The sequence below is a fragment of the Vibrio sp. M60_M70 genome, from assembly GCF_037162085.1.
GTDB lineage: Bacteria > Pseudomonadota > Gammaproteobacteria > Enterobacterales > Vibrionaceae > Vibrio > Vibrio diabolicus.
Window position 1 is genome coordinate 2,076,549 of sequence record NZ_JARLUL010000001.1, and the last position, 19,615, is coordinate 2,096,163.

The 19,615-nt window shown below is 47.4% G+C and carries 16 protein-coding genes and 2 pseudogenes; 6 read left to right on the plus strand and 12 right to left on the minus strand.

From position 1 onward, the window contains the following. Positions 1-2 precede the first annotated feature (2 nt). From P4S59_RS09550 to P4S59_RS09580, 7 genes and pseudogenes are all read right to left on the minus strand, one after another. Positions 3-1,217: an ABC transporter permease gene (locus P4S59_RS09550; protein ID WP_337168301.1), complete on the minus strand. Its 1,215-nt coding sequence runs from the start codon at positions 1,215-1,217 to the stop codon at positions 3-5. Next, complete coding sequence (locus P4S59_RS09555) at positions 1,214-2,485, minus strand: TolC family protein (RefSeq protein ID WP_337168302.1); 1,272 nt, start codon at positions 2,483-2,485, stop codon at positions 1,214-1,216. Before P4S59_RS09555 ends, P4S59_RS09550 begins: the two co-directional genes overlap by 4 nt. Then, a pseudogene (locus P4S59_RS09560) lies at positions 2,478-3,610 on the minus strand (efflux RND transporter periplasmic adaptor subunit). The gene P4S59_RS09555 and the pseudogene P4S59_RS09560 overlap by 8 nt, the downstream one beginning before the upstream one ends. 227 nt (positions 3,611-3,837) lie before the next feature. Then, positions 3,838-4,398, minus strand: a complete 561-nt coding sequence (locus tag P4S59_RS09565) for a GNAT family N-acetyltransferase (protein WP_337168303.1) — start codon at positions 4,396-4,398, stop codon at positions 3,838-3,840. 3 nt (positions 4,399-4,401) lie between these two features. After that, positions 4,402-4,827, minus strand: coding sequence for a GNAT family N-acetyltransferase (locus P4S59_RS09570; protein WP_337168304.1), 426 nt, complete (start codon positions 4,825-4,827; stop codon positions 4,402-4,404). Between the two features lie 19 nt (positions 4,828-4,846). After that, positions 4,847-5,602 (minus strand): class I SAM-dependent methyltransferase, encoded by a 756-nt coding sequence (locus P4S59_RS09575; protein WP_337168305.1) that lies wholly within the window; start codon positions 5,600-5,602, stop codon positions 4,847-4,849. Between the two features lie 25 nt (positions 5,603-5,627). Continuing rightward, positions 5,628-5,840, minus strand: a pseudogene (locus P4S59_RS09580) (class I SAM-dependent DNA methyltransferase); the annotation flags it as partial. A gap of 398 nt (positions 5,841-6,238) precedes the next feature. Here P4S59_RS09580 and P4S59_RS09585 point away from each other — a divergent pair. Then, complete coding sequence (locus tag P4S59_RS09585; RefSeq protein WP_012841605.1) at positions 6,239-6,772, plus strand: hypothetical protein; 534 nt, start codon at positions 6,239-6,241, stop codon at positions 6,770-6,772. A 49-nt stretch (positions 6,773-6,821) separates the two neighbouring features. Here the strand turns inward: P4S59_RS09585 and P4S59_RS09590 are convergent, their stop codons facing one another. The 5 genes from P4S59_RS09590 to P4S59_RS09610 all read right to left on the minus strand — a co-directional run bounded on the left by P4S59_RS09590 (position 6,822) and on the right by P4S59_RS09610 (position 12,465). Beyond that, entirely contained in the window at positions 6,822-7,337 is a 516-nt protein-coding gene (locus tag P4S59_RS09590; RefSeq protein ID WP_337168306.1) for a protein disulfide oxidoreductase, read from the minus strand. Beyond that, complete coding sequence (locus tag P4S59_RS09595; RefSeq protein WP_337168307.1) at positions 7,315-9,444, minus strand: protein-disulfide reductase DsbD family protein; 2,130 nt, start codon at positions 9,442-9,444, stop codon at positions 7,315-7,317. The genes P4S59_RS09590 and P4S59_RS09595 overlap by 23 nt, the downstream gene beginning before the upstream one ends. A gap of 65 nt (positions 9,445-9,509) precedes the next feature. Further along, a complete protein-coding gene (locus P4S59_RS09600; protein ID WP_258676389.1) occupies positions 9,510-9,908 on the minus strand; it encodes a hypothetical protein in 399 nt (132 codons plus the stop codon). Positions 9,909-10,010: 102 nt separating this feature from the next. Beyond that, entirely contained in the window at positions 10,011-10,613 is a 603-nt protein-coding gene (locus P4S59_RS09605; RefSeq protein ID WP_047010025.1) for a response regulator transcription factor, read from the minus strand. 25 nt (positions 10,614-10,638) lie between these two features. After that, a complete protein-coding gene (locus P4S59_RS09610) occupies positions 10,639-12,465 on the minus strand; it encodes a sensor histidine kinase (protein WP_337168308.1) in 1,827 nt (608 codons plus the stop codon). A gap of 179 nt (positions 12,466-12,644) precedes the next feature. On the opposite strand from P4S59_RS09610, the gene dsrO reads away from it, so the two are divergent. The 5 genes from dsrO to P4S59_RS09635 all read left to right on the plus strand — a co-directional run bounded on the left by dsrO (position 12,645) and on the right by P4S59_RS09635 (position 19,495). Beyond that, entirely contained in the window at positions 12,645-13,412 is a 768-nt protein-coding gene (gene dsrO, locus P4S59_RS09615; RefSeq protein ID WP_337168309.1) for a sulfate reduction electron transfer complex DsrMKJOP subunit DsrO, read from the plus strand. After that, positions 13,409-14,539: an NrfD/PsrC family molybdoenzyme membrane anchor subunit gene (gene nrfD / locus P4S59_RS09620; protein ID WP_337168310.1), complete on the plus strand. Its 1,131-nt coding sequence runs from the start codon at positions 13,409-13,411 to the stop codon at positions 14,537-14,539. Before dsrO ends, nrfD begins: the two co-directional genes overlap by 4 nt. A gap of 17 nt (positions 14,540-14,556) precedes the next feature. Then, complete coding sequence (locus P4S59_RS09625; RefSeq protein WP_337168311.1) at positions 14,557-17,649, plus strand: tetrathionate reductase subunit A; 3,093 nt, start codon at positions 14,557-14,559, stop codon at positions 17,647-17,649. A 221-nt stretch (positions 17,650-17,870) separates the two neighbouring features. Next, entirely contained in the window at positions 17,871-18,434 is a 564-nt protein-coding gene (locus tag P4S59_RS09630; RefSeq protein WP_443089044.1) for a c-type cytochrome, read from the plus strand. 8 nt (positions 18,435-18,442) lie between these two features. After that, a complete protein-coding gene (locus P4S59_RS09635) occupies positions 18,443-19,495 on the plus strand; it encodes a c-type cytochrome (RefSeq protein ID WP_301574765.1) in 1,053 nt (350 codons plus the stop codon). The last annotated feature ends 120 nt before the right edge of the window (positions 19,496-19,615 follow it).

Below are 19,615 nucleotides of genomic sequence, written 5' to 3' on the forward strand. Positions count from 1 at the left end.
GACTAAGCCCTCGCACTCAAAGCAATGACTGGCGTGAGACGCGATGCTCGCCTTGCTGGGAAATACGACGCCATCAATGCCAAGATAAGCGTCACAAGTAAAGACCAAGCAATGGAATCTGGCGTGATCACAGGTAAACCAATCCATTCCGGTAATGCCATGCTGCTTAAGACAGATACCACTGCATACGAAAACATCAGACCTAATGCCGTGCCCACGGCTACCAAAATAAGCCCTTCAAGAATAAACTGACTGAGTATGGATTTTTGAGTAGCCCCGATCGCCAAACGCACACCGATTTCACGCGTGCGCTCCGTGACAGATAAAAACATGATGTTGGCAACGCCAAGCGCACCGACCGCCATGGTCATCGCGCCGCTCGCTCCGAGAAAAATCTGAATGCCACGCAAAATTCCACTGATGACCGCCGCACCTTCACTAAAATCGGGTAATTCGACCGCATCTTTATCACTTGGGTCAAAATGAAACTGCTTGGCGAAAAAGTTCACGATATTTTGTCGAAATGACGATGCATCCATCCCTTCTCTCGGCTTCATCAATATCATCCAAGGTTTCGCATCCCACAAATCGCGGTACGTTGTTTGAGGAATGAAAACAGTGCGGCTATCGCCAAATGAAATGCCAGTGTTCTCACCGACGGTGACACCAATCACCAAAAACGGAATGCCGTTGACTTTGAGCCTATCCCCGATTTGAATTCCGCCCATTTGCGCAATTTGATCGCCTAACACCGCAACGCGAGTGTGGTTGTCCATATCACTTGGTGACAGGTTTCTCGAACCGGATTGCAGCTTGCGTTGCATTAAAGGAAAGTAAGACGTATCAATACCGCTGACCGTACTCGATAAGTTCTGTCCTTTGAGATTGGTGATATTCGCATCCCATTTGGCGTAAACGCTCGACGCCTGTTGCACGAAGCCTGACTGTTTGATCATGTCGACTTTTTCTTGTGGAATATCAATTTGTCGTCTTGAAGGTAACCCTTGCCACGGTTTACTGGTGCTCGACGGAAACACCACTTGCACATTGTTGATCATAAAGGAAAACGACTGGGTCTGATGGCGATAAAAGCCTTCGCCAAGTGCGATTAGCACCACCACAGAGATCACGCCCCAAGCAATCGCGATAATGGCTAGCACGCTCTTCATGCGGTGCGCCATCAACGTTTGCCAGGTTTGTTGCAATAGGCTGCTCATGAATGAAAAGCCCGAGAGATCAACGCCATGGTATCGTCATCGAGCTTCCCTGCGGTTTGCAGTAAGCCGATTCTCTTACGCCAGTAGCTGTAAAAGTTGGTTTGCAGACTATTTTTCGCCTCAAACAAGCTGTTGTGTGCACTGATAACTTCCGACACTTCAAGCAGGCCAGCGTCGTAAAGTTTCTCTTTGCTTTGCAACACTCTGGCGCGCGACTCAACCAGCTCGTTCGCTATCAAAACTTGATTCCAGTTGATATCGACCTGCGTAAACTGCTGAATAACTCGTTTCTGAATATCAATTTCCACTCTACGCATATCTTGCTTGGCATTTAAAATATTCAACGATGCTTCGTCCACTTTCGCTCGCACTGCACCATTGAGGTCAATCGGCAAACTCAAACTAATCCCAGCGTTAAACTCGCCGTTTGAACGATTGTCACCATCGCTGTAGCCCACACTGCCTTTGACGGTTGGGTAGTATCCTCCTTTAGCTGAATCTTTCGCGAACTCGCTCGCTTTCACCATCTGCGCCGCTACCAACAGCTCTGGACTACTGTCTTTCGCCAGCTTTAGCCATTGCTCCTGAGAGTCCACCAGCATCGGCGGCTGAATCAAAGAATCCGTTCGAATTTGGTCGACACTCTCCGGCATTTGATTGATTAACGCCGCAAGCTCTGCTTTTTTCACTTCGAGATCGGCTTTTGCATTGAGGATACTTGCTTGCTCAGAGACTTGATTCGCTCGCATCTCTTCAACATCAACCGACTTCACTTTGCCTGCTCGATAGCGTTTCTCGATGATGTTGAGAAGTTCCTTCCCCTCCTCCAGCTTGGACTGCGCCAATTTGAGGTCGCCCAGTGCGCTTGCCACATCTAGGTAAGCGGTGAGCAACTTCTGCGCAAGCTCGTTATGTGATTGAGATAGCTCTAACTGTGCTTTGAGATAATTGACATTCGCTTGATCCAGTTCCGACCACAAACTGCTATCCCAAATAGTTTGAGATAAGGTAGCGCCGTAACTGTTGGAATGGCTTGAGGACTCATTCCAATCCGCTGACGCACTGGCACTTAAACCCGGCAATAACGCACTGCGGCTACTCTGTACGCCAACCTCGCCAAGCTGGACGCCGATTTTCGCTTTTTCGTAATTAGGATCGTTCTGCTTTGCTTGTTGCCAAGCTTGTTCAATAGAAATTGCGTAGGTCGGCAAACTGAGCGTGGCAGCCAACAATGCAAAGGCGATTGTTGATCGTTGCAGCTTAACCATGCGCCGCTCCCATCATGCTGTTGTCGATAACCTCTTCATCAAGCTCCACGCCATCAAGCACTTCGACATTGATGCCATCTGACAGACCGAGTTTCACCAGTTGTTTATGAAACCCTTGTTCTGAGCTGTCAGGGATCAGAACATTCGGTGCGTCACCATCAAATTGCAGAGCGCGCTCCGGTAGAGTGAGCACGTTTTCAGACTTCTTCAGAATGATTTGAGCCGTCGATGAAAAACCAGAACGAAGCAACACATCTTGTGGGATCTTGAGTTCTCCCACTTCAACCTCAAAACCGTTATCAAAACTTTTTGCCGAAGCATTGCCCTCTGGTGAGTTAAGGTTCTCAGATTGAATCGCCACTTTGGTTAGCACACCAGAAATCGCCACATCAGGATAAGGCGCAACCGTCAACATAACGGGCATTCCCGGAGACAACTGCGCAGCATCATGCTCACTGACGCTACCTTTAAAAATCAGACTGTTCATGTCGGCCAATGACATCATTTCAGTCGCTGCTTGGCTTGATTGAGTCGAGATGATCGGCTCTCCGACCTCTACTTTCTGGTTGAGTACCGTGCCATCAATTGGCGCGTAGATCGTCGACGTTAAACGTGCATCGCCGATAGACGCCTCACCACTGCGGATGAGTTCGAGATTCTGGCGCTTTTGCAATACGTCCGCTTGCGCAGATTTGACTGCCGAGCGCGCACTTACGTATTCGTCGTAGTTACTTGGAATAATGTCCTGCTTGACCAAGCTTTCTAAGTTGGACAGTTTTTGTTTGACGGATTCCAGATCGGCTTCGCTACGCATGAGTTCTGCCGATGCATCCGTTAATGCTTGGGGGTTGGGTTTGGACGCACTTTGATCAGCGGCTGGCCTTGCTTCACCTTTTCACCAACTTTCGCGTAAATTTCACCGACAATACCGTCGATTTGTGACTTGATAGACACGGAGTGTGCAGGGACAATTTTACCAACAGCCACCGCTTGTTTTTCAATCGTGCCTTTTTCCACAATCAATGTAGGCAGCAATTCTGGTTGAGCAGCAGATTGGAGATAGAAATACGTACCACCGCCGAGCAGCGCGATGCTCACAGCGGAGACAAGCCAACGTTTCGTCATTATTTATTCCAACAATTATTGGGTAGTCTAATGACTACTCCTAAAACACAAAGTTGAAGGAATAATATCCTGCTTTAATAGCGGTTTGGTTGTCACAGTTGGTATGGTTTTGTCAGTCGTCTCTGACAATCAAAGACTAAAAAATCTCGAGGAGTCATTCAGCAAAGACGCAGTCTACGATGGCGACTAACATGCTCTGTAACCGCTCGTTTCAACCGCCACCCATTTCATTCTGAACAATGTGCAAAATGGCGCAGTTCTGTATCCTCCAATCGCATATCCATACAGTCTTGCGCCTCACGTCCTAAAGCAGGAAAAACCGCATGCGCTTTTAAAATGCCTTGGCTGATAAAACCACATTTCTCCAACACACGAATACTTGCGTGGTTGCCAATATGCGGGGTAGTGCGAATGCGCGTTATACCCAAGCTTTGCAGGTAAACAACGCCAAGTTTGCAGGCTTGGGTTGCATAGCCTTTTCCCTGATAGCGAGCAGAAATACCAAAATGGATTTCACTGCTGTCTTGCTCAGGTATCAGCACCAGACAGCCTATAGGAGTTTGAGAAGTAAGTTCTTCAATGGTGAAGACTAATAGATTGGGAGACTTTTGATCATATTGAGCACGCCATCTTTCGATAGCTTCAAGGGTTTGATTAACATTTTGGTGGGCTTGGCGATTGAGGAAGCGGCATGCTTGCTCATCGCCTAAATAGTTTTCAAACAGAAGAGCTGCGTCTGTTGTTTTGAGGTATCTGATTGCCACTTGTTGAGATTCAACTCTCATCATGATTTAGCTCTGATAAACATTCGGTTTCCAGATCTGCATGAAGTTTTCTACTGGAGCAATAGGAGTGAACCCAAACTGTTCGTACAACCCATGAGCATCGCGGGTTGCAAGCATCATACGGCGTAAGCCTTGTAGTTCTGGATGAGCAACAATTTCTGAGATCAACCACTTACTGATGCCTTTACCACGGTGTGCCTCCACTACAAACACATCGGCAAGATACGCAAACGTGGTGAGATCGGTAATTAACCGAGCAAAAGCGACGAGTTGATTTTCGTCATCCAAAACCGCGAAACAGAACGAATAGCGCAATGACTTCTCAAGGCGCTCTCTTGGAATGCCCTTTCCCCAATAACTGTTTGAAATGAACTCGTAGATAACGTCTAAATCCATGTCATCTAACAACGTAGTAATTCGAAATCCTTGCATTGTATCCCTCAACATTGGTTTATATTTTCTCAGCCACACAGACAAACGAGTTGGAATTCGCCTCAAATGCTTGCGCTGACCAAGATTGGTACTTCTCTATAATTCTGAATCCCGCTTGTTCAAGGAAAATCTCTATGTCTTCCAGCGGACGATATTTTAAATCAATGCTGGAATGCTCAATCGTTCCACCTTCAAAATGGCGCTCTTTCTTCAAATACATGATGGATGTTTGCAAGTCATACTCGGCCTTCATACCTAAATAATTCACTTCACCATAAGTCGGAGAAACATAGGTTTGCCACAGTGCCATCTCATTATCCAGTTCTAGATTCTCTGGCGTTGGTAACCGCGTATCAAAGACAAATCGCCCACCTTTTTCGAGGTGTCTTGATATTGAGCTCAGTGCACCTGCTAGCATCTCATCACTTAAAAAGGCTTGGAATGCATTCCCTGTCATTATGGCTAGGTCAAACTTCTTACCTAACGAAAACTGAGTTGCGTCGAGATGAAGAAAACGCAAGTTACTCCTGCTTTTGGCTTTGTCCTTTGCGTGTTTGAGCATCCCTTCAGAAATATCAATGCCAATGGCTTCGTTGAGTTGCTCAGAGACTGGAATCGTGACAATGCCGGAACCACAACAGACATCCAGTACACTTAGAGCATTGGTTTCTTCGATTAACCTTGTGATGAAAGCAATGTCGTGATGGTAATGCTGCTCGTATTGGGCATCGTATTCAATGCCCGAACCGAACTCGGTTAAATCTTGTGTTTTCAAAAACAGTCCTTGTTTATTACTTATTTCAGCGGTGTGACTTTTTCAGCTCTAGCATCACGTATCGACACACATAACCAACACCAGATACATAACCAATCACATTTTCTAGGGAAACCACTTGCAACCCCGCCTGCTTACAGAATTGTTCAACTTCACTTTCGGTATATGCCGTATGCTCCACCGATCTACTATAAGTATTTCGGGGCAAACCTTGTCCATCCGGATCGTGGTATTGAAACATCCATCATTTCATCCTTGATAACCAGAACGATGCTCGAATGTAACACGCAATACGCACCTAGGCACTTATTAAATAGCTAATTTTCTATGAAACGTAACCGACTGGTTATTCAGCGCTAACCAGTAGAAATAGATGAAATTTTGAAAAGTACTAGCCCGTGATTACGATGGAATTTTTAAGTGCATAAAGAAAAAATATGTCCTGATAATCTGCTTCGATTATTCAGCGAATCTTATTTCCATCATTCTATTCGCTGTATATAAAAACAATATTTAAATTAACATAACAAACCTATCGCTTATTATTTTCCATTTAAATAATGATTCTTATTTTTAATATCATTCTATAATTAAAGTGCTCAAATTCTCATGTTGTATTAACTTGAGGTTTAATTTATGAAACTAACTCCTTATTTAACTGCTGTTGTTTCGGTCAGCTGCGCTTTTGGCGCATTCGCAGCCGATGATTCAAAAGCACTTTTAGAAGATGCACTGAGTGCTGCACCACCGACTATTCGCGATAAAGTAACAGTGATGGACTGGAACAATAATGTTCTGCAAGAAGGTTCTAGCCAATACACTTGCTTCCCAACGCCTCCTCAATTGGAAGGCACAGCGCCAATGTGTATGGATGGTCCTTGGATGGAATGGGCAGACGCTTGGATGAACAAAAAACCTTTCCAAGCCAAAGCATTAGGTATTTCTTACATGTTAGCGGGTGATGGCGGTGCCAGTAACACCGACCCATTTGCAGAAGGGATGACGGACGATAATCAATGGATTGTGGAAGGACCACACTTGATGATTATTACCCCAGACCAAGCGTTGCTCGACTCTCTACCAACCGACCCAAGTTATGGTGGCCCATACGTAATGTGGAAAGGCACGCCATACGCACACATTATGATTCCCGTTGGAGCGAGAAAATAAAAAGAAAAAATCCGATATTCAGTATTTTGAATATCGGATTTTTATTTCGTTATCGAGCCAACCAAATTCTCGCCAATATTCCTATCGGCGTTGTGATGCCTGTCGTAATAGAGGTCACTTCACCATTTCTTAAAATATAAATGGTTGGAGTCACGCTAATTTTCCATTCACGCATAATATCGCTTGAAGGATCGTTTATGTTTTCAAAACGATATTCTTTTGCCTGCATAAACTGCGCCACACGCTCATTCGGCCCCGATGAGCCAGAAACGCCAACTACGGCATAGTAATCACTCAGCCAGCTCACGCTTGGGCTTACAAATTTACAAGCGGGACACCAAGTCGCCCAAAAATAAATAACGACAGGTTGTTCATGACTTTGCGCGATTGCATCGAAGTATTCACCATCGCTCAGTACGGAGCTCAATGGTGGTGCCTCCTGTTTAGGAATATCTTTAGTTCGATACCAATCCATCGCGATGGAAATGGCGGTGACAATGAGCACCATCTGTAAGATTTGAACGAGCCAATATCGGAATGTTCTACGCTGCTTTGTCGAACTCATTGAATGGCTCCCCACTCGCTTGTTTCACCGCGCTTAAAACAACATCATCAGTCAGAATCACAGGTAACGGGATACCTTTTGGCACCGCTGGGCCATAGACGATGTTAAACGGCACACCGTAACGCCCATGATCTCGTAAAAAGTCCGTTACCGAGCCGTCCGGATGTGTCCAATCTCCTTTTAACGTCGCCACATTAGGGCTTTGCAGCAATGAGTAGACAGGATCTTGCCAGATCACTCCGATCTTGTTCGCTTTACACGTGACACACCAATCCGCAGTGACATCCACAAACACCACTCGCCCATTATTGACGTGATCTTCAATCGCCGAGTTAGAAAGCTTCTGCCATGCTAAGTCCTCAGGAAGCGGTGTCGCCCATTGATTTGCGGTGACACTGCCAAGTAGCAGCCCACCAGCGATTAAGATAAGCGATGCAGAGCCGGATACCACGAGTGCTTTATCACCATACACACGCTTAATTCTTGCCATCATGACGACAAAAGCAACCACAGCGATGAGTGCAATCCATAACATCGGAACATGATTTGCCATTAATGAAAGCAGCCAAACGCTGGTTGCCAACATCATTATTCCAAACACGATCTTAACGACATTCATCCATGGACCGGGCTTAGGTAGTTTCAGCGCGACACTTGGAAACACAGCGACTAAGATCCAAGGCAGTGCCATGCCCAATGCTAATGCTGTAAAGGTAGCAAATAACGTTAATACGTCCGCGCCCAAGGCAAAAGCAACGGCGGTGCCTAAAAACGGTGCGGAGCAAGGTGTCGCAAGCAAAGTAGCGAACATACCTTGAACGTAGTGACCCACTAGAGAGTTATCACCTTTCGATGCGAGCCATGTATTAGTACCCGATGACAGACGGATTTCAAATAACCCCAACATATTGGCGCCGAACAAAGCAGTGACTAGTACCATCAATCCTAGGAACCAAGGGCTTTGGAACTGCACGCCCCAACCGATCGCATTACCCGTAAGCTTCAACACCAAAATGAATCCAGCTATCAGCCAGAACGAAGTGAGAATCCCCAGAGAAGAAGCGATAAACTGGGTACGAATTTGACGGCGCTCTACACCATGCGCAGCCACAATACTGCTGAGCTTCATCCCCAATACAGGCAGCACACACGGCATGATGTTCAAAATCAAACCGCCTAACAGTGCAAATAAGAAAATACTCGCTAAAGAGGTAGTTGGCAGTGACGATGTAACCGCTCCTGCTTGTGCTTGTGTTACCTCTTCGACCAGCAAGTTATCATCTTTGATAGAAACATATAACGATTGTTCATTAAGCTCTACCTCACCCAGCCAGGTATCAACCGAGTAATTTGCTGTGACGATATCACCTTCTTGCTGAAGTCCATCCAACTTGAAGCTGTAGTCACGAATCGCATCACCAACACCATCCACCAACACTTGAGGATTTTGCCAACCTTGCGTGTTCTTTAGTTTGATTTGTAATTTGGATTGAGTCGCATCCCAATTTGTTTGCGTGACCTCAACAAAAGGCGAAGATTGAGGAACATTGCTCACCGCTTGGGCGTAACTGAACATCACGTCTTCGTCCACTTTCAGCTCAGAGGGTAAGAACGTCAATTGAATTTGGTAGTCCGTCAGCACACAAATCGTAGTACAGGAAGAAAGCGTGAGCACTGCATCAATCGTGACGGGTTTCGACATATCGTCGATATGCAGCGTCATTGGGAACAAAGTGTCGCCTTTGTAACCGAGAGTCTCAATGCCCAATAACTCGAACTTTTGCGGATATGGCCATTGCCAATCAACCTTGCTTAGGTTTTGCGAGTTTTGCCAATCTATCGATGGCGCGACACCACCCTCGCCCGGCGATCGCCAGTAAGTTTTCCAGTCTCCGGTTAACTTGACATCCAAATAACCTGTAAGTGTTTTGGCTTGCGGATCTTGTTGACCCGTTAGTACAAAGCGCGTTTGCACTGGAGGATGTTGCGGGTTGGTCATCCAACCGGTATCGGTAGCTTGTGCTGAAATATTCAGAGAGAACAAACTCAAAGCCAGCGTCATAAAGAACATAGACGCGAACTGAGTCAGTTTGGTAATTTGATTCATAGTAATTCCTAATAATAAAAACAAATGTGCTAAATCGCTGACGTTATTGGTCAGAAAGCACGTTTTTATTCTTGGAATACACAGAAAGTCAGATGGACTCGATACTTACGACCTATCGGCTCCGTCCAATGTTGTGCGCGAATATAAGTGCAGCACATCCAAATAGCCGATGCTAAAAGACCGACAAACAGAACAACAATAAACGCATCGAGTTGATGTTGAGAAAATTGAATTAACTTTTCAGACAATTCGCATTTGCTGGTTTCGTTAGCATCAATCGACTTGACGCTCGAACCCTCATCAGTAAGTGAAACAGCAGGCGATACCGTCTCGTACTTCATAGAGCATGACGATGCAAAACCTGAATTTTGCATCAGACACACGACAACCACCCAGCCAATAATCGCTAGTAGCCATTTCACCCGTTTATGTGGCGTGTGATGTCGTTTAGTCAATAAACTCATAAGAATTCAGATAAAGTAGGAACGAAGAAGATAATACGCGAGTCGTCATAAAGCTCAAGTTGTATCCACAAAATAGCATTAAGAAGCTTCACTCACTAAGCTCTAATCTAGCTTGCCATAAATATATGCCAACTCTGCGACGGTTTTCGCTGAGAACTTTTTCAATAGGTTGGCGCGGTGTACTTCAACCGTGCGCATTGCAATGCAAAGCTCATCAGCAATTCGAATGTTCCGCTTGCCTGCAATGATCAAACGTAAAATGTCTTTTTCTCGGGGAGTGAGCGATTCATACGCCGATTTTGCCGCCGCCATATCAAGGTTTGCAGCCGACTGCACTTGCCCCTGCAAAATGGCTTGTGCCAACTCATCTCCTTTGACTGGCTTTTGGAAAAAATTGACCGCGCCAGCTTGTAATGCATCGACCGCCATCGGGACATCACCATGTCCGGTCAGGTAAATAACGGCCAAGGGACTGTTGGCTTGATTTAAAATTTGATGGACTTGCTGACCACGAAGATTTGGCATTCGACTATCAAGAATGATACACCCCGCTTGCTGAACGTCCACCTCATCGAGGAAAGACTGCCCATCAGCAAAAGTGGTGACGTTGAAGTCATGTTCTTCCAACATAAAAGCGAGCGAGTCACGCACCGATTCATCATCGTCGACTACAAAAACAGGTAACTGCTTTTCACCGCTGCTCATTGAATGCTCCTATGCCTAGTTCAGATTAGTTTTGATATGGAAACACGAGCTCAACCAAACAGCCATGTGGCGCTGTCGAGCTGATGAGAAACTCGCCACCATGCATTTCCATTACATCACGACAAATGGCTAACCCCAGCCCGAGCCCCTCTTCTTTGCTACTCACAAACGCTTGAGTTGGATTCTCTTGCTGCAACCCTGTGCCGTTGTCCAATACTCGAATGGAAAGTTGATTGACTTGGTAGTCACTATGCAGGGCAATTTTACCTTGATAACCTGACGAGTGATATTTCTCTTGGAACAAAGTACACGCATCAATCGCGTTACTGATCACATTAACTAAAACCTGTTGAACGCCCACAGCGTCGACAAGTACCGGACGGACGTTCCCTTCTATACTGGTCACAATCGAAATATTTTGCTTCTGCATTCGAAAATGGAGCAACTCAATCGTGTCATCAATAAGAACTTGAAGATCGCACGGCGCTTTGTCAACACTACGCTTGCGGATCAACGTTCTTAAGCGCTGAATAATTGCATCGGCTCGTTCAACTTGCCCCTGTATTTTCTCAAGCACTGGGACAATATCTTCATGAGGGCGCTTTTTGGCCAAGCGAAGTAAACCGCCTTCACTGTAATTGCGAATGGCCGCCAATGGCTGATTGAGTTCATGGGCAAGACTAGTGCCGATTTCTCCGACAATCGCGACTCTTTGTGAGTGTTCTAACTGTTCGCTTTTCTCTTTTAATCGTAACGATGTCTGCTCCAACGCTTGCTTACTCTTGCTAAATCGATACTCAAGCCAAAAGTGGTACGCGTTCAACACAATCACAAACATGAACAGCGCCCATGCCCATTCTTGATGACTACGCAGCCAGCGTAGAGCCTCACTCCACCAAGGTTGTTGCAACGGATGGAGGTCTAGCGCCTGATAAAGTTTGTCGATGCTCAGCAAGCTGACGGGTGACGTCCAACCTGACGCGCCTGCCGCAATAACCGCAGGGTGTTCAGGTGGCATCGCTAACAATACTTGCGCAATCTGTTTGGCGATCTGAGCTGAGCCGCGCTCTGTTTTGGCAAATGACCAGTTAGGATAAAGCGGTGTGGAAACCGCGCATAACGAGCGCTCGTTCGGCTGTTGATTTAAAACTCGGTAATTACCCGGTTGTAAAAGCCCTTCACTTAACATCTGTTCCAATAAACAAGCAGGAACGACGGCCGCTTCCACATTGCCATCACGTAATTGATACAGGTTGGCATCAATAGGAAAACCAAGATAGCGGACATCGGAAAAGAAATCGTTTGGATTAAGCCCCATTTTGACTATTTGATAGCGCATCGTTAGATAACCACCAAAGGCTTTTTCTGATACAGCCGCAACGGGAAGCCCTGAGACATCTTGCAATGTTTGATAACTTGAATTGGCTCGAACCACCAGCGCCGAACCAATGCCGTAGTTCGAATTTTGCGGCGCTCGGCTGGTTAGCGTTGCCATCCACGATAGCGCGTATTGCCTGCCCAATCGCACTGCCTGACCGGGGTTAGTTAAGATGAAGTCCATGGTCTGAAACTTCACCGCTTGGCCCATTTCATCCAAGTTAAGGGGATGAAGAACAAAATGCACATCGGAAATTTGCTGATTGAGCCAATCAATGGTCGGTTGCCATCTCTGCTCAGCATAAAGATGACCACGTATCGCTAACACACCCACTTCGACTTTCTGCTTGGCCTCTGGCTGCACTGCGTTTTGCTCTTGCAGATCTGCTTGTTCAGAAACAGCGCCCTGAGCCAAAGATGCAAAGGCAACTAAGCAAAGAATCCAAAACTGAAGCAACCGTGGCATTTTGTTCATGATGAGTCGAATCGTTCCTTCGAAAATAATGAAGCAAGAATAACAGCTACCTTCCCTAAACCACATTTGTTTTAGATCAAGTTTGATCTGGGTATGTGGAAATCCACAATATAAGCCTCGCGGTGCATTTCTCACAATGGAATCAGTCAATTCAAATACAACAAAAAAGCAGGTGAGTTATGGATTCCACCAAACGTCGCTTTCTCAGCGCGGTCACAGCTGGAGCCGCGTTAATTCCAGTCGCGGGTATTGGCACGGCAACCGCGGGAAACATTATTCGCAATAACCAGTCCGCCGATCGAAAAGGACAAGTGGGGAAACGTTATGCCATGGTGGTGGATTCACGAAAGTGCGTCGGATGCCAGGCTTGCACCGTCGGTTGCAGCATTGAAAACCAAGCGCCTATCGGCCAGTTCCGGACCACCGTAAAGCAATACGAAGTCACACTGGATGACGGTTCGAAAGCCACGCGAGAAGCAAAGGCCTTTATGCTGCCTCGCCTTTGTAACCACTGCGAAAACCCACCTTGCGTGGCTGTGTGTCCGGTTCAAGCGACCTTTCAGCGCGAAGATGGCATCGTCATGGTAGATAACAGTCGCTGCGTCGCCTGCGCGTATTGCGTACAAGCTTGCCCTTACGATGCTCGTTTTATCAATGAGGACACCCTCACCGCAGATAAGTGCACCTTCTGTGCTCACCGTCTAGAGCAAGGCCTATTACCTGCCTGCGTGGAGACCTGTGTTGGCGGTGCGCGTGTGATTGGTGATTTAAATGATCCATCAAGTGAAGTCCGCCGCTTAATTGCGAAGCACCAAGACGACATCAAAGTGCTAAAACCCAATGAAGAGACCAAGCCACACGTGTTTTACATCGGCATGGATGAACGCTTCACCAGCCATATCGACGGGCAGCCAGCTATTTATGACCCACAAGGAGAGCACGCATGAACATCACCGAAGTGTTAGTCCAACCTCAAGCGATGGCTTGGCTCCCGTGGGCGGTACAGTATTTCTTCTACATCGGTTCGGCTTATGCTGCCGCTATTTTATTCCTAATCGCCCTATTATTTGAAAAACACACCAGCCACAGACTGCGCGCTGCGCTTGTGCTGACGCTGGCCATCGGCGCCATCGTGGGGCCATTAGCGTTAACTGGTGATTTACACCAACCGGGACGCGCATGGCATTTTTACGCGCACATCACGCCGTGGTCATGGATGTCTTTAGGGTCGCTTTTCTTGCCTGTTTTCTCAGGTTTAGCGGTAGTGACTGCATGGCTGTATCTCCGCCAGGATCTGTTCAACTTACGTAATCAGCCAGGGAAAGTACTGCCTCTAATTTCAAAGCTGTCACTGGGTGAATGGGTGCTCTCTCGTAGAGCCATGCTTATGGTATCTGCCATCACTGTGCTATCAGGCATAACCATTGCAGTCTACACAGGCGCTGAAATTGCGGTCGTAAAATCACGCTCGTTATGGCACCAACCAGCATCACCGATTCTTTGGTTTGTTACTGCTTTTATGGGCGCGGTTGGCTTCTCTCTGCTGATTTGGCTCTTGCTGCCTAGTCAGTCAAAGACGCTAACATCTGGCGATACTAATTTACTAAAAAAACCGGTGGTTACCAGCGGTGTATTAACGCTGATACTGCTACCGATTTGGGCATCTAACAATTCCGCATTTTCACTCTATTCCAGCGAGCAATGGATACAAAATATAGCTCTGCTCACTTTGGTTATTTTAGGCAGCATCATCTTCGCGAACATGACGATGAGAGACGACAAATCGTCAACAACTTCTCGTATACATCGTGTCATGGGCTCGTTGTGCCTGTCGTTGATCACGTTGGCAAGCGCATGGCTGATCCGCTGGTTCACCATCATGGAAGTGCAAACCATCGCCAAGTTCGATGCAGGGCTGTATCCATACCAACTCACTATGGATGGAAATGGCTGGATAGGCATTATCGGCATGCTCGGATTATGGCTTGCACTGGCATTACTCGCTTCAGAGTTAATCCAGCCAAAGCGAAACTCCGAAGTGACACCAACATCACTCACCTTAACTGAACGCTAATCAAAGAGGATTTCATCATGGATAACAAACGCCGTCAGTTTTTGAAATCAGGCATTGCAGTGGGTGGGCTTGGCGCATTCGCTGCAGGTTACGCCACCACCACCAAACACATGGTCGAGGGTGCGATCGAAGGCACAGCAGGAGAAAAAACGCGTGATATTCACCACGGTAACTCGCTTGAACCAGAGTACACGGTCAACAACAAAGGCAACTTAATCCCGAATCCAAATCAGCGCGTCGCTCCATCCATGTGCTTTGGCTGTTGGTCACTGTGCGGGTTGCGTGTGCGCATTGATAACCGTAACGATGAGATTTTGCGTATCACTGGCAACCCATATCACCCATTGTCTCATCAGCAACACATTCCATTCGAAACACCAGTCAAAGATGCTTATTTAAGTTTGGCAGGAGAAGCGGGCCTTGAAGGTCGCTCCACCGCCTGCGCACGTGGAAACGGGATGCTAGAAATTCGCAACAGTCCGTACCGCATCACTCAACCGCTGAAACGAGTTGGCAAACGCGGCGAAGGAAAATGGATTCCGATCAGCTACGAGCAATTGATAGAAGAAGTCGTTGAAGGTGGTGATTTATTTGGTGAAGGCCATGTTGATGGCTTGCGCGACATTCGCGATTTAACAACGCCCGTTGATCCTGAAAACCCAGAATATGGCCCGAAAGCCAACCAACTGTTAATGACCAACGCCGGTAACGAAGGCCGAGACGACATCTTCAAGCGCTTCGCGTTCAACAGCTATGGTACGCGAAACTTTGGGCATCATGGCTCTTACTGCGGCTACGCATTTCGTGCTGGCAGCGGCGCATTTATGAATGATTTGGATAAATTTGCCCATTTAAAACCAGACTTCGATAATGCCGAATACATCATCTTTATTGGTATGTCGCCTGCTCAAGCTGGCAACCCTTTTAAGCGTCAGGCGCGTCAACTCGCCAATGCGCGAACAGAAGGTAGCTTGGAATACACCATCATCACGCCAAGTTTGCCTGCGGGTTCATCGAGCTTGGCGGCAGGTGACAATAACCGCTGGGTACCAATCAAACCGGGCACCGATTCTGCCCTCGTGCTTGGCATGATCCAATGGATTATCGAAAACCAACGCTACAACAAAACCTTCTTAGCGCAGCCGGGGGCAAACGCGCTGAAGCGAGCCGGCACCGCGCACTGGTGTAATGCTACGCATCTCGTGATAAGCGATGAGCAGCACCCGAGAAACGGCACGTTTTTACGCGCGTCGGATTTGAATCTGCCATTCGAAGGCGAAGCGTTGTCTGACTCCGATCCGTACGTCATCGTGGATGATCAAAGCGGCGAATTTGGTGTTCATACCCAGACAGGGGAAGCGGCACTGTTTGTCGATAAAACGGTTTCGCTTGCATCAGGCGAAGTGCGAGTAAAATCTTCCCTGCAAAGACTCAAAGAAGAGGCGTTTAAATACAGCCTTGAGTTCTACAGCCAACAATGTGAAATTCCTGTCGAACAAATTGTTGAACTAGCAAAGCGCTTCACCAGTTACGGAACAAAAGCGGTAGTCGATACCCACGGTGGCAACATGCACACCAATGGGTTCTATAACTCGTTTACCATCATGATGCTCAATGCGTTGATTGGAAACATCAACATGAAAGGCGGAGCGATGGCGAAAGCGGGTGGCTACCCAACTTCCGCTGCGGGTCCTCGTTACGACTTCACCAAATTTGCTGGCAAAGTCGGCCCGAAAGGCGTCTTTCTGTCGCGCAGTAAATTCCCCTACCACAAAACCAGCGAATACAAACATCGCGTTGAGGCAGGTGAATCCCCTTACCCAACTCGCGCCCCTTGGTATCCGTTTGCCGCGCCACTGCTGACAGAGCACCTATCTGCGGCTATTGATGGGTATCCATACCGCGTTAAAGCGTGGATCAACCACATGGCGAACCCGATGTATGGTGTACCCGGTTTGAAAACACTGCTGGAAGACAAGCTTAAAGATCCAAAGCAGCTCGGTTTGATTGTGTCTGTTGATGCATTCATTAACGAAACCACCGCGTTGTCGGATTACATTGTGCCGGACACCGTTACTTACGAAAGCTGGGGCATGGCAACGCCTTGGCACGATGTTCCGGTGAAAACCGTCACCGCTCGTTGGCCGATAGTGGAAGCTCGAACAGAGAAAACCGCCGACGATCGCTCGATTTGCTTAGAGAACTTTCTGATTGATGTTGCTAAGAAAATGCAGCTGGGCGGTTTTGGTGACAATGCAATTCAAGATGCACAAGGCAACTGGCACGCTCTCCATCGCGCCGAAGATTTCTATTTGCGAGCTGCGGCAAACTTGGCTTATGTGAAAGGTGGCGTGCCTGAAGTTTCGGCAGAAGACATTGCGTGGTCAGGCTTAGAGCGTTTAATGCCTGCGATGCAAAGCACGCTAACAGCGGATGAGATGAAACGAGTGGCGTTTATTTTTGCTCGCGGTGGACGCTTTGAAAATGCCAGCGAAGCGTATCAAGGCGAGCAGATGAAACATAAATGGACACGACCAGTCGCAATCTGGAACGAGCGCGTCGGCAGCGCGCGAAACACCATGACCGGTGATTTCTACACCGGTTGCCCAACATGGCATCCACAAAAGCTGGCCGATGGCACACCAATGGAAGAACAGTTCCCAAGCTCAGAATGGCCATTCAGCCTGACGAACTTTAAATCCAACATTCACAGTGCGGTATCCAACCTATCGCCAAGGTTGAACTCGATCAAAGGCGTAAACCCTGTGTACATCCATCCAATCGATGCCGAGCGCGCAGGCATTAAAACGGGTGATGAGTTTGTTATCGAAACTCCATCTGCAAGCACCAAAGCACTTGCGATGATAGTCAGCGGGATTCGCCCTGGCACACTCGGATTTGAACATGGGTTTGGTCATACCGAGCTAGGACAACGATCGCACTGGATCGGCGATAAACAACAACCCGTAAAAACGCGCAGCCAAGATGGCGTCAACATTAACGACATTGGCTTAATTGACCCTACTCGAGAAGGCAAAGGCGTGTTGTTGGATTGGGTAGTGGGCGCGGCGGCACGTCAGTCCCTGCCGGCCAAAATCCGCAAAGCGTAACGCTGCAAGTTAAAATGCCTCTACCTTATAAGAGCTGCCATTTAGCAGCTCTTCACATCCTCTAAATATGTGGAAATCCACAATACCTTTCCTTATTGACAAGGCCGACAATATCGTCCCAGTGACTACCAAGTAGCACTTGGAGATATTAATAACAATTAAAGTGAGTCAGCATGTCAAAGATTCTTCCAGTGGTGACAGCCTATTTGCTAGCCACCACTATGGGCGCAAGCGCCTCGTCTATTCCGGAAAAAGCCAGCGTGTGTAGTGGTTGTCACGGCCAAGATGGCATGGGACAGCCAAATATCGCCCCGATGATCGCTGGTTTAAACGCGAATTATCTCAACACTCAAATCGAACTATTCCTTAGTGGTGAACGCCAAAACGTAGTCATGCAAGGCATGGCGAAAGAGCTTAGCAATCCTGCCGTTCGTAAAGAAGTCATGGATTACTTTGCTAACCTCCCGAGCTACGAGTTCACTAACCCAGAGCAACGCGGCGACCAAGCCGACATTCGTAACCCGTATCGTAAATTAATCTTCCAAGGTGATTGGGATAGAAATATTCCAGCTTGCGCGACTTGTCATGGAGCCAGCGGAATGGGCGTCGACAAATTCCCTCGCCTCGCAAGCCAACATGCTGATTACTTAAAAACGCAATTAATGGCATGGAAAAACGGCACTCGCAGTGGTGACCCGCTCAATATGATGGGGACCATCGCAAAAAATCTCACTGACAAAGAGATTGAAAACCTTTCCTACTACTTTGCCTCATTACGTTATTAGGAGCTGTCATGAAACGTTTCTATTCTTTGTTCGCATTGCCTCTCATCTCTGCTGCTACTTTGGCCAACGAGCCACTGCCGGATCGTCAAACTGAACTGCCCGCGGTGAAAAAAGAGAATCACGGTGAATATTTGCAGCCTCGCGATCTCAGCACCATTCCAAATACCGAATTTGGTGAGCAAGTAAAACGTGGTTATTCCCTATTTGTTAACTCGCAACAAATGCGCGGAAAATACGTTGGCAACGAACAAAACTGTGTGAATTGCCATATGGAAGCAGGACGAAAAGCCAACGCTGCACCTCTATGGGCGGCATACATGGCCTACCCGGCTTATCGTAAGAAAAACGATCGCGTAAACAGCTATGCTGACCGTATCCAGGGTTGTTTCGAATATTCCATGAACGGTAAAGCGCCCGCTTACGATTCGCCAGAAATTGTTGCTCTTAGTGCTTACGCCTACTGGTTGGCGATGGGCGGCTTGCTCGACAAACATGGTATGACGGATGAACCAATTCCGGAGCTAGACGCTAAAGCGTTGCAAGTTGGTGGAAAAGCAAAAGACTTCCCGTTACCCGAGGCCATCGCACAAGCATTACCAATTGAAGAGCGAGGTAATCTCTCTGGACGTGGCTATCCAAAAATCGCCGCCCCTGAGCAAGAACCATCACCAGAGCGAGGGGCATTAGTCTACGAAAAGAACTGCGAAACTTGCCATCGCGCCGACGGTTCAGGCATAAAAGGCACCGACGGCCATTCATACATTCCACCACTTTGGGGCGAATATGCGTATAACTGGGGTGCAGGTATGCACCGTATTAACACCGCGGCCTATTTTATTTACGAAAACATGCCGCTTGGGAAAAGTGTCCAGTTAAGCAAACAAGAAGCGTGGGATGTCGCGGCATACGTCAATAGCCACGAGCGTCCACAAGATCCACGATTTAAAGGCAACGTGGCCGCAAACGCAGAGAGATATCACCAACATCAAGGCTATTACGGAAAAACAATTAGTGGTAAGCAAGTCGGCTCGAATGCTTTCAAGAGCGGTACCGTCGAGTAAAAGACAACCATTCATCTTAAATACCAGTGCTCCCACCTCCCTGCTCAGGCTCTCTGGGCAGGGTTGTTTTACTCTCCTGAAGCAATCACTGCCCCCCTCCAAACCAGCAACGTTAAGTAG